This window comes from Streptomyces sp. NPDC048288 (assembly GCF_043201555.1).
In the GTDB taxonomy this organism is placed as follows: Bacteria; Actinomycetota; Actinomycetes; order Streptomycetales; family Streptomycetaceae; genus Streptomyces.
The window spans coordinates 259,600-272,888 of record NZ_JBICZD010000011.1 but is presented as its reverse complement, the minus strand read 5'-3'; the positions used below and the strand labels follow the sequence as shown (position 1 = coordinate 272,888).

At 71.2% G+C, this 13,289-nt stretch carries 13 protein-coding genes; 7 read left to right on the top strand and 6 right to left on the bottom strand.

The window, feature by feature from the left end; all coding sequences use genetic code 11:
* Positions 1-19: 19 nt before the first annotated feature.
* Genes ACGFZS_RS35480 through ACGFZS_RS35465 form a run of 4 tightly spaced genes read left to right on the top strand, consistent with a single transcriptional unit; the run spans position 20 to position 3,421 of the window.
* A complete protein-coding gene (locus tag ACGFZS_RS35480) occupies positions 20-820 on the top strand; it encodes an ABC transporter permease (RefSeq protein WP_393798538.1) in 801 nt (266 codons plus the stop codon).
* A gap of 43 nt (positions 821-863) precedes the next feature.
* A complete protein-coding gene (locus tag ACGFZS_RS35475; RefSeq protein WP_393798653.1) occupies positions 864-1,628 on the top strand; it encodes an ABC transporter permease in 765 nt (254 codons plus the stop codon).
* Positions 1,586-2,599 (top strand): ATP-binding cassette domain-containing protein, encoded by a 1,014-nt coding sequence (locus ACGFZS_RS35470; protein WP_393798652.1) that lies wholly within the window; start codon positions 1,586-1,588, stop codon positions 2,597-2,599. The genes ACGFZS_RS35475 and ACGFZS_RS35470 overlap by 43 nt, the downstream gene beginning before the upstream one ends.
* Before the next feature lie 45 nt (positions 2,600-2,644).
* The gene (locus tag ACGFZS_RS35465; protein ID WP_393798537.1) at positions 2,645-3,421 is read left to right on the top strand and encodes a DUF1707 domain-containing protein; all 777 of its coding nucleotides are present in this window, start codon (positions 2,645-2,647) and stop codon (positions 3,419-3,421) included.
* On the opposite strand, the gene ACGFZS_RS35460 is transcribed toward ACGFZS_RS35465, so the two are convergent.
* The gene (locus ACGFZS_RS35460) at positions 3,422-4,435 is read right to left on the bottom strand and encodes an alpha/beta fold hydrolase (protein ID WP_393798536.1); all 1,014 of its coding nucleotides are present in this window, start codon (positions 4,433-4,435) and stop codon (positions 3,422-3,424) included.
* 255 nt (positions 4,436-4,690) lie between these two features.
* Here ACGFZS_RS35460 and ACGFZS_RS35455 point away from each other — a divergent pair, with 255 nt between their 5' ends.
* Positions 4,691-5,953, top strand: a complete 1,263-nt coding sequence (locus tag ACGFZS_RS35455; RefSeq protein ID WP_393798651.1) for a DUF445 domain-containing protein — start codon at positions 4,691-4,693, stop codon at positions 5,951-5,953.
* A 60-nt stretch (positions 5,954-6,013) separates the two neighbouring features.
* Entirely contained in the window at positions 6,014-7,513 is a 1,500-nt protein-coding gene (locus ACGFZS_RS35450) for an MFS transporter (RefSeq protein WP_393798535.1), read from the top strand.
* A gap of 23 nt (positions 7,514-7,536) precedes the next feature.
* Here the strand turns inward: ACGFZS_RS35450 and ACGFZS_RS35445 are convergent, their stop codons facing one another.
* The 4 genes from ACGFZS_RS35445 to ACGFZS_RS35430 form a co-directional block, all read right to left on the bottom strand.
* On the bottom strand, positions 7,537-7,923 hold the full coding sequence (locus ACGFZS_RS35445) for a cytochrome C oxidase subunit I (RefSeq protein WP_393798534.1): 387 nt from the start codon (positions 7,921-7,923) through the stop codon (positions 7,537-7,539).
* Entirely contained in the window at positions 7,920-9,614 is a 1,695-nt protein-coding gene (gene ctaD / locus ACGFZS_RS35440) for a cytochrome c oxidase subunit I (protein ID WP_365692984.1), read from the bottom strand. Before ctaD ends, ACGFZS_RS35445 begins: the two co-directional genes overlap by 4 nt.
* 138 nt (positions 9,615-9,752) lie before the next feature.
* Positions 9,753-11,237: an alginate lyase family protein gene (locus ACGFZS_RS35435; protein WP_393798533.1), complete on the bottom strand. Its 1,485-nt coding sequence runs from the start codon at positions 11,235-11,237 to the stop codon at positions 9,753-9,755.
* A gap of 74 nt (positions 11,238-11,311) precedes the next feature.
* A complete protein-coding gene (locus tag ACGFZS_RS35430; RefSeq protein WP_393798532.1) occupies positions 11,312-11,770 on the bottom strand; it encodes a hypothetical protein in 459 nt (152 codons plus the stop codon).
* 144 nt (positions 11,771-11,914) lie between these two features.
* On the opposite strand from ACGFZS_RS35430, the gene ACGFZS_RS35425 reads away from it, so the two are divergent.
* On the top strand, positions 11,915-12,871 hold the full coding sequence (locus ACGFZS_RS35425) for a GlxA family transcriptional regulator (protein WP_393798531.1): 957 nt from the start codon (positions 11,915-11,917) through the stop codon (positions 12,869-12,871).
* A gap of 49 nt (positions 12,872-12,920) precedes the next feature.
* Here the strand turns inward: ACGFZS_RS35425 and ACGFZS_RS35420 are convergent, their stop codons facing one another.
* A complete protein-coding gene (locus ACGFZS_RS35420) occupies positions 12,921-13,223 on the bottom strand; it encodes a hypothetical protein (protein ID WP_393660567.1) in 303 nt (100 codons plus the stop codon).
* Between the last annotated feature and the right edge of the window lie 66 nt (positions 13,224-13,289).

The window sequence follows — 13,289 nt, the reverse complement described above, 5'->3', positions numbered from 1 at the left end:
GTCCGGGAGGTCGGTTGGCGTGGGCGGGGGACGGTTGTACACGGCCGTCGCAGCGGGGGGTTTCCGACGGTACGCGACGTACCGGGCGGCCACCGCGGCCGGAGTGTTCACCAACACGGCCTTCGGGATCATCCTCGTCTACACGTACTTGGCGCTGTGGGACGAGAAACCGCACCTCGGAGGCTATGACCAGGCACAGGCGGTCACCTATGTGTGGCTCGGACAGTGCCTCTACGCGACGCTCGCGATCCAGGGCGGGGGCGCGGAAAAAGACCTGATGGAGCGTATCCGCACGGGCGAGATCGCGATCGACCTGTACCGTCCGGCCGATCTTCAACTGTGGTGGCTGTCGATCGACTTGGGCCGGTCGCTGTTCCAGATGCTGGGACGGGGCGTGATCCCGTTCGTGTTCGGCGCGGTGTTCTTCCCGATGGCCCTGCCGACGGACCCCGCCGCCTGGGCCGCCTTCCTGGTCGCGCTGCTCCTGGCGACGCTGGTCAGCTTCGGCATCCGCTACCTGGTCGCGCTGAGTGTGTTCTGGCTCATGGACGGCATGGGCGTCAGCCAGGTCCTGGCGATCACGGGGATCTTCTTCTCCGGCATGACCCTGCCACTGAACGTCTTCCCGGGCGGCCTCGGCGAGGTCGTACGGGTCCTGCCGTGGGCGGCGCTGATCCAGCTGCCCGCGGACGTGCTGATGGGCGAGACCGCCCCGCTGGGGGCCTACGCCTTCCAGGGCGCGTGGGCGGTGGCGCTGCTGGCGGCCGGCCGGCTGCTGCAGACGGCGGCGACCCGGCGGGTGGTGGTGCAGGGTGGGTGAGCGTGCCCGGGACGGGCTGCGGGCGTACCGGCTGATCGCCGCGATGTGGATCCGCTCCACGATGACCTACCGCGCCTCCTTCGCCCTCACGATGGCCGGGAACCTGCTGCTGACCGGCCTGGACTTCGCGACGATCCTGCTGATGTTCACGCGGGTCGACTCGCTCGGCGGCTGGTCGCTGCCCGAGGTCGCCCTCCTGTACGGCCTGTCCGCGACCTCGTTCGGCGTCGCCGACCTGGTGCTCGGCTCGATGGACGTACTGGGCGGCCGGATCCGCGACGGCTCCTTCGACACCCTGCTGGTCCGACCGGCCCCGGTGCTCGCGCAGATCGGCGCCGACCGCTTCGCGCTGCGCCGCCTGGGCCGGATCAGCCAGGGCTCGGTGGTCCTGGCCTGGGCGCTGCTCTCCGTCGACGTCGACTGGACCCCGGCGAAGGCACTGCTGATCCCGCTCGCCCTGGCCGCCGGCGCGGCGATCTTCTGCGCGCTGTTCGTGGCGGGCGCGGCCTTCCAGTTCCTGGCCCAGGACGCGGCCGAGGTGCAGAACGCGTTCACCTACGGCGGTACGACGCTGCTCCAGTACCCGCCGACGGTGTTCGGCAGGGACTTCGTGCGCGGGGTGACGTTCATGCTGCCGCTGGCCTTCGTCAACTGGGTGCCGGCCGCCTACGTCCTGGGGCGGCCGTACCCGCTGCGGCTCCCGGAGTGGACGGCGTTCGCGCCGCCGCTGGTGGCGCTGGTGTGCTGCGCGCTGGCCGGGATGGCCTGGCGGGCGGGTCTCAGGTCGTATCGGAGTACCGGGAGTTGAGCGTGTCGAGTGTGTTCATCGAGGTCGACCAGGTCGAGAAGGTCTTCGAGGTCCGCAAGAAGACCGGATTCCTGAAACGCGAGCGCCGCCAGGTCCGGGCGGTCGACGTGCTCTCCTTCACGGTGGCGCGCGGCGAGATGGTCGGCTACATCGGCCCGAACGGCGCCGGGAAGTCCACCACCATCAAGATGCTGACCGGGATCCTGACGCCGAGCGGTGGCCGTCTGCGGGTGGCCGGCATCGACCCGTCCCGCGAACGCACCAGGCTGGCTCACCGCATAGGGGTCGTCTTCGGCCAGCGCACCACCCTCTGGTGGGACCTCCCGCTGATCGACTCCTACCGTCTGATGCACCGCATGTACCGCATCCCCGAAGCCCGTTACCGCGAGAACCTCGACCGCCTGGTCGAACTGCTCGACCTGGAGGCGTTGTTGGACGTCCCGGTACGACAGCTCTCCCTCGGCCAGCGGATGCGCGGCGACATCGTGGCGGCGCTCCTGCACGACCCGGACGTGCTCTACCTGGACGAGCCGACGATCGGCCTGGACGTCATCTCCAAGGCGAAGGTCCGCGACTTCCTCCGGGAGCTGAACACCGAACGCGGCACCACGGTCCTGCTCACCACCCACGACCTCCAGGACATCGAGCAGCTGTGCTCCCGGGTCATGGTCATCGACCACGGCCGGCTGATGTACGACGGCCCGCTCGCCGGCCTGCACGAGGCGGGCGAGAGCGAACGCACCCTGGTGGTCGACCTGGAACGGGAGCTCCCGCCCATCGACGCGGGCCCGTCGGCGCGGGTGGTGAGGGTGGAGGGCCCCCGGCAGTGGCTGGCCTTCCCGGCCACGGACTCGGCGGCGCCGCTGGTGGCCCGGATCGCGGCGGAGTACCCACTGGCCGACCTGTCGGTCCGCGAGCCGGACATCGAGACGGTGATCGCGAAGATGTACGCGGACCGCACCACCGCGTAGCCCCCGTCATGGTCCTCGCCGCCGGGAACTCGTACGCTGCTCTCTATGACCGACGATGCCCCGGAGCTGCGCGCCTCCGACGCCGATCGTGAACGAGTCGCCGAGGTCCTCAGGGACGCCCTCGCGGAGGGCCGGCTCGACATGGAGGAGTTCGAGGAGCGGCTGGAGGCGACGTACAAGGCCCGTACCTACGGCGAGCTGACGCCGATCACGCGTGATCTGCCCGCGCCGGGCGCCCCGCCGGTCGTGTCGCTGAACAAGCCCCCCGCGGTGAGCGGGAGTTGGGCGGGCCGGATCGTCGGCGGCGAGGGTTCCTCCTCCTGGGCGGTCGCGGTGATGTCCGGCTTCCAGCGCAAGGGCCGCTGGACGGTGCCGAAGCGGTTCACCAGCTTCGCGTTCTGGGGCGGCGGCGAGATCGACCTGCGCGAGGCGAACTTCGCGGACGGCGAGGTCGTGATCAACTGCATAGCGATCATGGGCGGGATGAGCGTGATCGTGCCGCCGGGCGTCGAGGTCGTGATGCGCGGCATCGGCATCATGGGCGGCTTCGACGAACGCGACCACGACGCGTCCCCCGACCCGGGCGCCCCCCGCGTGATCGTCACCGGCTTCGCCTTCTGGGGCGGCGTCGAGGTCCAGCACAAGGTCACCAAAGCCGAGAGCCGGCGCCTCAAGGAAGAACGCCGCCAGGACGAACTCGACCGCAGGTCGGCCCGCCACGAACTGCACGCGGCCCGGGACGACTGGCACCGGGAGCGCCGCGAACAGCGGGAGGAGTGGCGCCGGGAGCGCCGGGAGCGTCGCCGGCACGGCGACCGCTAGTCAGGACCGGCCGAGGAAGTCGCGGAGCACGGCGGCCGTCTCCTCGGGTGCCTCGAACGGCCAGAAGTGGCCGGAGTCGAAGAGGTGCACACCGCTTCCGGGCGGCAGCTGCGCGAGCACCTCGGGATCGGTGTAGAACTCGCGCGGCTGGACGGGGTCGTCGGCCCCTTGCAGCAGCAGGACGGGACACGTCCACCGCGGGACGAGCCGGGTGCGCCGCTCGATCCATTCCTGACGGAACGACGACGAGTGGAAGTAACGGGGGACGGCGGTGCTGATCCCCTCGTAGCCGAACTCCTGCACGGTCCGGACGAGGTCGGACGTCGGCACGCCGCGTTCCGTGAGCAGGGTGTACGCGGTGACCACGAGCCGGCGGGCGTCGGCCAGCATGGCGGGGGCGTCGGGCGAGACGAACATCGCCTCCTGCGGGTGCAGGTCGGGATGCAGGTGCCAGAGGTGCTGCTGCCCCCGGCCGTAGCGCAGGACGCGGTCGCCGAGCCGGGCGACGAGATGGTCCCCGACCGGGGTCCCCCGGTCGTGCGTGACCAGGCTGAACCGCTCCGCCCCCAGCTGGTCCAGCAGGGCCTCCAGCTGGATGGCGACCCCCTCCTGGCGGAAGTCGCCCGTGCCCTTCTCCGACTGGCCGTAGCCCTTCAGGTCGACGGCCAGGCAGCGGTGGTCGGAGCCGAGGGCCTCCAGGGCGTGGTGCCACTGCCACCAGGAGTCGGGTACGCCGTGCAGGAACACGACCACGGGAGCGTCGGCGGGGCCGCACTCGACATAGTGCCAGCGCACGCTCCCGCCGTCGCCGGGAGCGTCGGCGAACCGGTGGGTGACGGTGACGGCGCCCAGCTTCTCCTCGTCGCCGTCCGCGTCGGGCGCGCGGGGCGGGGTGTCCGGCAGCGCGGCCACCGCCGCGTCGACGCCGGACAGCCGGACGGCCGCCTCGTTCAGGCCGTCCCGGATACGTGCGGGCAGTGGCGTGTAGGGGTGCGCGGTCGTGTCATGGCGCATGGTGAAGCACTCCCTTCTGTGAGTGTTAAGTCAAAGTTGATTGAATCCTCATGTCTGAGAGGGGTCAAGAGAGCGGAGCGGATCCGGCCCCCCGCCGGGAACTCTCCCGCCGTCCCGGGAGTAGGTGAGGAAGGGACAATATGTGCGGGGTCACCGCGAGGGGTGACCGGCTGCGAACGGGTGGAGCGGATGGCGGAACGTACGGAGACGGTGGAGGGGGAGCGGCGGGCGGCCGCCACCCCGTCCTACAAGTCCATGAACGCCTTCACACCCGCCGACGAGGAGCGTCAACGCGGCGTACGCCGGATGAAGCGCACCGCGACCGGCCTGCTCCTGCTCGTCGCGCTCGTGTACGTCCTGGCGAAGTGGGCGTCGAGCGCCGGCGCCGGCTCCTGGGCGGACTACGTGGCCGCGGCCGCCGAGGCCGGCATGGTCGGCGCGCTGGCCGACTGGTTCGCGGTGACCGCCCTCTTCCGCCACCCCCTCGGCCTGCCGATCCCGCACACCGCGATCATCCCCACGAAGAAGGACCAGCTGGGCGTCTCGCTCGGCGAGTTCGTCGGCGAGAACTTCCTCTCCCAGGACGTCGTACGGCAGCGGCTGCGCGCCGTGGGCATCGGCAGCCGCCTCGGCGCCTGGCTCGCGGAGCCGAAGAACGCCGACCGGGTCACGGCCGAGCTCGCGACAGCGCTCCGCGGCGCGCTCACCGTGCTGCGCGACTCCGACGTGCAGGCCGTCGTCGGCGAGGCGATCACCCGCCGGGCCGACGCCCAGGAGATCGCCCCCGGCATCGGCAAGATGCTGGAGCGGGTCGTCGCCGACGGCGGCCACAACCGGGTCGTGGACCTGGTCGTCACCCGCGCGCACGACTGGCTGGTGCTGCACGCCGACTCCGTGATGGACGCCGTCCAGGGCGGCGCCCCCGGCTGGACCCCCCGGTTCGTCGACCGCAAGGTGGGCGAGCGGGTCTACAAGGAGCTGCTCCGCTTCTGCGCCGAGATGCGCGACATGCCGTCCCACCCGGCGCGCGGCGCCCTCGACCGCTTCCTCACGGACTTCGCCAACGACCTCCAGTCCGACACCGACACCCGCGCCCGCGTCGAACGGCTCAAGGGCGAGGTCCTGGGCCGCGGCGAGGTGCAGGACCTGATCGCGTCCGCCTGGACGGCCGTACGCTCCATGATCGTCTCGGCCGCCGAGGACGAGCGCAGCGAACTGCGGCTGCGGGTGCGCGCCTCGCTGATGTCGCTGGGCGCCCGGATGGCCACCGAGCCCAAGATCCAGGACAAGGTCGACAGCTGGGTCGAGGGCGCGGCCGTGCACGTCGTGACGACGTACCGCAAGGAGATCACCTCGCTGATCACCGACACGGTGGCCGGCTGGGACGCGGAGCACACCACCCGGAAGATCGAGGCGCACATCGGCCGCGACCTGCAGTTCATCCGGATCAATGGCACGGTGGTGGGGTCGCTGGCCGGAGTGCTGATCTTCACGGTGTCGCGGGCGCTGGGCGCATAGCGCGCCCGCCGCGGGGCACCCGGCCGGGGTTTCGGGTCCTTTCCCGGTCGAGGAGGCGCGATGGGTGCGGGAGCGGACGCGGGCGCGGGCACCGGCGTGGCGGGTGGCGGCGGCCGTACGATCACCACCCGCATCCCGGCCCGCCTGGACCGGCTCCCCTGGTCCCGCTGGCACTGGACGATCGTCATCGGCCTGGGCACCGTCTGGATCCTGGACGGCCTGGAGGTCACGGTCGTCGGCAACATCGCGGGCCGCCTCTCCGAACCGGGCAGCGGACTTCCGATCTCCTCCGGCCAGGTCACCGGCACGGCCGCCGCCCTCTATGTGGCCGGTGCCTGCGTCGGCGCCCTCTTCTGGGGGCGGCTGACCGACCGCCACGGCCGCAAGAAGCTCTTCATGATCACCCTGGCGGTCTATCTGGCCGCCACCGCCCTGACCTCCCTCTCCTTCGCCCCCTGGTGGTTCTTCACCTTCCGCTTCCTGACCGGCTTCGGCATCGGCGGCGAGTACGCGGCGATCAACTCGGCGATCGACGAGCTGATCCCGGCCTACTACCGGGGCCGCGTCGACCTCGTCATCAACGGCAGCTTCTGGGTGGGCGCGATCGGCGGCTCACTGCTCTCGATCGTGGCGCTGAACACGGACCTCCTGCCCATGGACGTCGGCTGGCGGCTGACCTTCGCGCTGGGCGTCGTCCTCGGCCTGGTCATCCTGCTGGTACGGCGGAACGTCCCGGAGAGCCCGCGCTGGCTGCTGATCCACGGCAGGGAGCGGGAGGCCGAGGAGATCGTCTCCGCCGTCGAACGCCGGGTCGCGGCCGAGAAGGCGGCCCCGCTCCCCGAACCGGCCGGCGAACTGGTGATCCACCAGCGTAAGAGCGTCACCTTCGCCGAGATCGCCCGCACGGTCTTCCACGACTACCGCCGCCGGGCCGTCCTCGGCTTCTCCCTCTTCATCGGCCAGGCGTTCCTCTACAACGCGATCACCTTCGGCTTCGGCGCGATCCTGACCAGGTTCTTCGACGTGCCGACGGGCGACACCGGCTACTACTTCGTCGTCATCGCCGTCGGCAACTTCCTCGGCCCGCTGCTCCTGGGCAAGCTGTTCGACACGGTCGGCCGCCGGGTGATGATCTCCTCGACGTACCTGCTCTCGGGCCTGCTGCTGTTCGGCACGGCCTGGCTGTTCGGCCGGGGTGTGCTGACGGCGGGAACGCTGACGGCGTGCTGGTGCGCGGTCCTCTTCTTCGCGTCGGCGGGAGCGTCCAGCGCCTATCTGACGGTCTCCGAGATCTTCCCGATGGAGACCAGGGCGATGTCGATCGCCTTCTTCTACGCCCTCGGCACGGCGGCCGGCGGCATCAGCGGCCCGCTGCTCTTCGCCGACCTGACCGGGACGGGCAAGGTGAGCGACACCGTGCTGGCGTTCCAGATCGGCGCGGGACTGATGTGCGCGGCGGGCCTGGTGGCGGCCGCGCTGGCGGTGAACGCGGAGCGCCGGCCGCTGGAGGAGATCGCCCGCCCGCTGACGGCCGCCGCACCGGAGTCCACCCAGGTCTAGGGACCAGCGGCGGCCCAGCCGGCTCAACGGCCCAGCGACACCGACACCGACACCGCCGCCGCGGTCGCCACGAGGGCGACGCCCCCGCCCGCCGCCAGCGCCCAGCCCACACAGCGCACCCGCAGCCCGCGGTACCGCCGCTCGTACTCGCCCCGCAGGGACACGCACCGGGCGGCGACCCGTTCGAGGTCCTGCCGGGCGCGCCGCAGGCTGTCCTCGACGTAGTGGCGTTCGATCTCGTCGCGCTGGGACGTGGTCAGCCAGTCCATGGTGCCGGTGAACTCCCGCGCCCGCTGCTCGGCCTCCGCGATCCTGGCCCGCCACAGCAGGTACCCCTCGGCCTCGTTGCCGAGGTCCCCGCCGGCTCCCCGCCGTGGCCTGTCGCCCACTCGGTGTCCCGCGTCGGTCATGAGTGGACGCCGTGGGCCTCGGCCTCGGCGATCGCGATGTCGGGGTGGTGCAGGTCGAACGCCGGGGACTCGCTGCGGATCCGCGGCAGGGTGACGAAGTTGTGGCGCGGCGGCGGGCAGGAGGTCGCCCACTCCAGCGAACGGCCGTAGCCCCACGGGTCGTCGACGACGACCTGCTTGCCGTACCGGGCCGTCTTCCACACGTTGTAGAGGAACGGCAGGATCGACAGGCCGAGCAGGAACGAACCGATCGACGAGATGGTGTTGAGGGTGGTGAAGCCGTCGCTCGCGAGGTAGTCGGCGTAGCGGCGGGGCATGCCCTCGGCGCCCAGCCAGTGCTGGACCAGGAAGGTGCCGTGGAAGCCGATGAACAGCGTCCAGAAGGTGATCTTCCCGAGCCGCTCGTCGAGCATCTTGCCCGTCATCTTCGGCCACCAGAAGTGGAAGCCGGAGAACATGGCGAAGACGACCGTACCGAACACCACATAGTGGAAGTGGGCGACGACGAAGTACGAGTCGGAGACGTGGAAGTCCATCGGCGGCGAGGCCAGGATGACGCCGGTCAGACCGCCGAAGAGGAACGTCACGAGGAAGCCCGTCGCCCACAGCATCGGTGTCTCGAACGACACCGAGCCCTTCCACATGGTGCCGATCCAGTTGAAGAACTTCACGCCCGTCGGGACCGCGATCAGGAACGTCATGAAGGAGAAGAAGGGGAGCAGCACCCCGCCGGTGACGTACATGTGGTGCGCCCACACGGTGACGGACAGCCCGGCGATCGAGATGGTCGCCGCCACCAGACCCATGTAGCCGAAGATCGGCTTGCGGGAGAAGACCGGGATCACCTCGGTCACGATGCCGAAGAACGGCAGCGCGATGATGTACACCTCCGGGTGGCCGAAGAACCAGAACAGGTGCTGCCAGAGCAGCGCCCCGCCGTTCGCCGAGTCGAAGACATGGGCACCGAACTTCCGGTCCGCCTCCAGCGCGAACAGCGCGGCGGCGAGGACCGGGAAGGCGAACAGGACCAGTACGGCCGTCAGCAGTACGTTCCACACGAAGATCGGCATCCGGAACATGGTCATTCCGGGGGCGCGCATGCAGATGATCGTGGTGATGAAGTTGACCGCGCCGAGGATGGTGCCGAAGCCGGAGAAGGCCAGCCCCATGATCCACATGTCGGCGCCCAGCTCCGGCGAGCGCACGATGTCCGACAGCGGCGAGTAGGCGAACCAGCCGAAGTCCGCCGCGCCCTGCGGGGTGAGGAAACCGCCGACGGCGATGGACGAGCCGAACAGGTACAGCCAGTAGGCGAACATGTTCAGCCGGGGGAACGCGACGTCCGGCGCGCCGATCTGCAGGGGCATGATCCAGTTCGTGAAGCCCGCGAACAGCGGCGTCGCGAACATCAGCAGCATCACCGTGCCGTGCATCGTGAACGCCTGGTTGAACTGCTCGTTCGAGACGATCTGCAGCCCCGGGCGGGCCAGTTCGGCGCGCATCAGCAGCGCCATCACGCCACCGATCAGGAAGAACGCGAACGACGTCGTCAGATACAGCGTGCCGATCGTCTTGTGGTCGGTGGTCGTCAGCCACTTCACCACGACATTGCCGGGCTGCCGGCCGCGCAGCGGGACCTCGCTGTCGTAGTGCGGGACGTCCGCGTGCTCGGGGTCGTTGAGAACGGTCACCTGTGTGTGTCTCCAGACGCTCGCGGTTCACCCGCACCAGGGCGTGACTCTCCGGCCATCCTGGCCGCTCACGACGGGGGAGCGACGCCCCGAGCCGCCCGCATACGGCCGATCGGGCGGCCAGGACCCACGGGTGGCCTAGCCCGCCCGGCGCCCCCGCCTGCGCAGCAACAGCAGCCCGCCCGCCAGCGCGGTGATCCCGGTGGCCGCCGTCCACCCGACGACGTCCCCGGACCCGGTGGCGGCGAGGTCACCACGCCCGCCCTGGGCAGAGGGCGCGGGGGAGGCGGACACCGGTGCCGAGGCGGAAGCGGAGGCGGACGCGGCTGTCGACGCCGACGCCGACGCCGCCGGACCCGGCGACGCGGACGTACCCGCCGTACTCGCCCGGTCCCGGGTGAACGTCAGTGTCCCGAAGCCCAGTTGGTCGAATCCGCCGCTGTTCGGGCCGTAGTCCCCGCCGCCGCCCTCCGGTGCCGCCTTCGCCGCGATCCGGGTGAGGTACGGCGCCGACAGCCCCCGGCGCCGGGTGTAGTGGTTGGCGATCATCGCCCAGATGGGCCGCGTCATGGCCGGGTCCACCCCCGCGGCGGCCGTCACCGTCTCACTCCCGGACCACCCTCCGATCGCGCCCTTGCGCCGGGTGTTCGCGGTGAACGGCACCTGGCCGCCCAGGCTCCACTTGGCGACGTACTGCGCGCCCTTGAGGAACCGGCTGTCGTCGTAGCCGTACAGGTCGACGCCCTGGTTCCAGGCCATCTCGCAGAACGTGCCCATCAGGCCGACCCCGAGCAGCGCGTGCCCCTGGTCGCGGCCCGCCTCCAGCCACTCGGCCAGCCCGGCGTCCGCCCCGTCGTCGTACACGACCGGAATCGCGTTCCTGATCGAGCCGAGTCCGGCGCCGTTCTTGAAGTAGTCGACCGCGCGGGCGACTTGGGCGCGGTCGTCGCAGAGGATCCCGGTGGCGAGGACGCAGGCCATGTTGGCGAGGTCCCAGTTGGTCCAGTAGTTGGAGACGACGGCGTTGTTGTGCCGGACGAGGAAGTCGTCGCTCATCGCACCGAACTTCTCGCTCAGCATCTCCTGGAAGCGGGCGAGCTCGAAGTCGCCGTGGTCGCGGACGAGTTCGGCGGCGTTGGCGAACTGGTAGCCGTACAGCCCGGCGGCCAGGAACCGGTCGGCGGAGCCGTTCACGGCCGTGAGCGTGGAGGACCAGGCGTTGAGGATCGCGACGGCCGTGTCGGCGTACGCGCTCTCGCCGGTGACGTGGAAGCGCAGGGCGTTCTGGTAGGCGGCGTGGATGTCGTTGTAGAGGATCGTGTAGTTCTCCGGGCTGCCCGAGCCCCGGTAGACGACGGCCTGCGGCCGCGGCTGCCAGCCGCTCTGCGCGTGCCGGTTGGCGGTCAGCCTGGCGAACCCGGCCGTGTAGGGGGCGGCGCCCGCCTTCACCTTGGCGGCCATGCGGTCGAGATCGGTACGGGTGTGCAGCAGGCCGGGATGGGCGAAGGCCCCGTCGGCCGCAGCGGCGGGACGGCCCGCCGCGACGAGCCCCGCGGTGGCCGCCACCGCGGCTCCCGAGGCCTTCAGCATGCTCCGGCGGCTGATCTGTCGAGTCACGTGCATGCCCAGGGAGACGGCCGGGCACGGCCCCGATAACAGAAACCGCGGGCGGGGCAGGAGGTGGGGCGGGGGCCGGTTCAGGCGCCGGTCGTCGACCCCGGCCGGACGATCATCAGGATCGTCACGGTGGCCCAGAGCAGGTTGAACACCCCGGTGAACATCGCGAGTCGGACGGTGGCCTGCCGGGTACGGCCGTCCGTGCCGCCCTCCACCAGGGCGCTCTGCCGGGGCAGCACCAGTACGGCGAGGACGGCGGCCGCGAGGGCGGTGAGCGCGATCGACACGATCAGCCAGGCGCTGCCCAGCACGTGCATGTTGCTCGCCGTGGCGAACCCGAACACCGGGACGGCGACGCCGACCACGGCGTACACCTGGCATATCCGGTGCAGCAGCCGAAGGGTCTCGGCGGCCCGGACGTCGTCCGGTGCCTCGATGACACGGCGGGCGGCCGGCGGGAACATGCTGGCGGCCACGGTGACGGGGCCGACGGCGACGATCGCCGCGAGGACATGGACGGCGAGAAGGAACTTGGTCACGGCCTCGACCGTAGGCGGCGGGAAGATCTCCCAGAAGCGGCGATACTGCCACGGTCCGACGGATTCTCGCCAGCCGCCCCCGTGACCGGCCAGGAACACCCCCCTACGATTGGCGCCAACCCGTCGACCGACTACGTTCCTGCCATGCACACCGTCGCCGTACTCGTCCTGGACCAGGTCATCCCCTCCGACTTCACCGTGCCGATCGACACCTTCGGCTGGGCCCGGCTGCCCGACGGCCGGGACGCCTACCGGGTGCGGGTGTGCGGGCCGGCGGAGGAGGTGACCGCGGCGGGCGGCGCGTTCACGATCAAGGCGCCGTACGGGCTGGAGGCGCTGGCCGAGGCGGACACGATCATCGTGCCGGGCGTCGCGGATACCGCGTTCGTCCTCCCGGCCGAGGTCGCCGACGCCCTGCGCGCGGCGGCGGCGAACGGCACCCGGATCGCGTCGGTCTGCGTCGGCGCGTTCGTCCTCGCGGCCACCGGCCTCCTCGACGGGCTGCGCGCCACCACCCACTGGGTCGCGGCCGACACCCTCGCCGCGCTGCACCCGGACATCGACGTCGACCCGAACGTCCTCTACGTCGACAACGGCCAGTTCCTGACCTCGGCGGGCGCGGCGGCGGCCATGGACATGTGCCTGCACATGGTCCGCACGGACTACGGCTCGGCGGTCGCCGCGCACACCGCCCGGATGTCGGTCATGCCACTGGAACGGGAGGGCGGCCAGGCCCAGTTCATCGTCCACGACCAGCCGCCGGCCCCCGCCGGCGCCACCCTGGAGCCGCTCCTGGCCTGGCTGGAGGACAACTGCGACCGCGACCTCACCCTGGACGAGGTCGCGGCACGGGCCGGCATGAGCACCCGCACCCTCAACCGCCGCTTCCGCGACCAGACCGGCTCGACGCCCCTGCAGTGGCTGCACCGCGCCCGCGTCCGCCGGGCCCAGCACCTCCTGGAAACCACCGGCCACCCCGTCGAACGCATCGCCACCCAATCCGGCTTCGGCTCCCCGACCGCCTTCCGCGAACGCTTCCGCCGAGTGGTCGGGACCAGCCCGCAGGCGTATCGGAGGGCATTCCGTGGCGCGGACGCGTGATGCGTGACCCTGGCGCGTGACGCGTTACAGGGGCTGGCGCGTTACAGGGTCAGGCGTGGCGGTCCGCGACGGCCCAGGAGGCCAGGGCCACCGCGCCGGCCACGCCGAGGACGGAGGGCCAGGCGCCGACCTTCTTGGCCAGTGGGTGGGAGCCGGCGAAGGCGGCGAGGTATGCGGCGGACAGGGCCCCGGCGGCCTTGCCGCCCGCCTGCTGCCGCCACTGCTGCGCGGCGGCGGCACCGGCGACGGCCAGCACGGCTCCGCCCAGCGGCCGCTTCTTCGTCCACCGGGCCACCCCGTACCCGCCGACGAGCCCGCTCGCGGCGATCACCGAACTGGGAACCCTCGCCATGTCTGCCTCCTGCTGGTCTGCCGTGATCCCCCGAGGCTAACTCCCGCCCCGCCCGGGAGGTTCCGC

Coding starts and splice junctions, on each gene's coding strand:
- ACGFZS_RS35475 (WP_393798653.1), top strand. CDS start 864: ATGTGGATCCGCTCCACGATGACCTACCGCGCCTCCTTCGCCCTCACG.
- ACGFZS_RS35465 (WP_393798537.1), top strand. CDS start 2,645: ATGACCGACGATGCCCCGGAGCTGCGCGCCTCCGACGCCGATCGTGAA.
- ACGFZS_RS35460 (WP_393798536.1), bottom strand. CDS start 4,435: ATGCGCCATGACACGACCGCGCACCCCTACACGCCACTGCCCGCACGT.
- ACGFZS_RS35455 (WP_393798651.1), top strand. CDS start 4,691: ATGAACGCCTTCACACCCGCCGACGAGGAGCGTCAACGCGGCGTACGC.
- ACGFZS_RS35450 (WP_393798535.1), top strand. CDS start 6,014: ATGGGTGCGGGAGCGGACGCGGGCGCGGGCACCGGCGTGGCGGGTGGC.
- ACGFZS_RS35445 (WP_393798534.1), bottom strand. CDS start 7,923: ATGACCGACGCGGGACACCGAGTGGGCGACAGGCCACGGCGGGGAGCC.
- ACGFZS_RS35435 (WP_393798533.1), bottom strand. CDS start 11,237: ATGCACGTGACTCGACAGATCAGCCGCCGGAGCATGCTGAAGGCCTCG.
- ACGFZS_RS35425 (WP_393798531.1), top strand. CDS start 11,915: ATGCACACCGTCGCCGTACTCGTCCTGGACCAGGTCATCCCCTCCGAC.
- ACGFZS_RS35420 (WP_393660567.1), bottom strand. CDS start 13,223: ATGGCGAGGGTTCCCAGTTCGGTGATCGCCGCGAGCGGGCTCGTCGGC.